The sequence below is a fragment of the Nostoc sp. UIC 10890 genome (assembly GCF_054786515.1).
Genome location: NZ_JBSGKF010000175.1, coordinates 1 through 1156, shown reverse-complemented (window position 1 = coordinate 1156; position 1156 = coordinate 1). Strand labels below are relative to the sequence as shown.

Here is a 1156-nt window from a genome sequence, read left to right as displayed (position 1 = left end):
TAGTTCTTCAGCAAAATCCTTAATACCTTGAGGAAATGATGCTAATAATTGAGATATAGCAGTTTTACCTCTCTCTGATTGGGACTTTTCGCCTAACCAGATTTTTTGTTTGTATAATCCCGGTTGAATTTGGGGTTTAGTCGGTTTATCGGGATGATCTTTGTCTGTACCTTTGAAGCTAGATAGGGGAAGAATTAAGTCAATTTTGGGTTCGTTATTAGTATCAGCATACTCGATTTTATCAAAACTGTAAGGTCTTAATGTCCCCTTACCGAATCGATATTTAGTATCTTCTCCATCAGTTTCTGTCCACCCAAATCGATGCTGAATTACACGATAACTTTTATCTTGCTGTTCTGGTCTTTTAGCTAATTTATCATATAGCTGGGTAGAAATTTGCCCGTAGCAGTCACCTACCAACTTAAAAGCATTGTCTTTGTTAATAATTCCTCCATTTTCACCCTGAGCTTCAGTAGAGTCATCTACAATCAAAATATTTAACTCTTCATGTATCGAATTTTTACACCCCCCTAGAAAGATTGAACCGTAAGCACCTCTATCTTTTCTATCAGGGCATAACTTTTCAATTACTTCCAAGCATTCTGGCGACCCGTACAATAATCGGGTTTTAGAAGATAATAACAACGTATGCCCTTTTGGGTGATTTCTTAAATCTTCTGGCGTACTATATTCATCTATATGTCCGAAAGAAAACTGTTGATCTGGAAAGTAAAATTCTAATAGAGTATTATCTAATTTCTCAGTTAAAATTGATTGGGAATTCTGATTATCTTCATCAGTATGAATCCATTGATTTAGTCTGGTATCAAAGTGTTGGAATTGCAAAGACATAATCTTGTTTAATCATTGAAAATTTTTAGGAGTCCAATATGTCAAGAATTAAACGCTGGTTAAATATGCACGGGAAAGAATTTAACGCAGACGGGACTTTAAAGGATGAAGTAAGACAACAAAAGTTATCTAGAGGGTCAGATCCAGGAGCAATTGATAGTTATGCTCGTAGATGTAAGGCAGAATATGATGAATGGAAACGACTAGACGAAACATATCCAGAACCTTGGACTGTTTATACTGCCTACGATTTCTTCACAGCAGAAGAAAAGCGGCAGTTTAACCCAGACGGTTCTCTTAACCC

Annotated in this window: 2 pseudogenes; one reads left to right on the top strand and one right to left on the bottom strand. The window is 36.2% G+C overall.

The features are described from left to right. Nucleotides 1-852: pseudogene (locus ACWATR_RS40235) on the bottom strand (hypothetical protein); the annotation flags it as partial. A 38-nt stretch (nucleotides 853-890) separates the two neighbouring features. Here ACWATR_RS40235 and ACWATR_RS40230 point away from each other — a divergent pair. Beyond that, a pseudogene (locus ACWATR_RS40230) lies at nucleotides 891-1156 on the top strand (hypothetical protein); the annotation flags it as partial.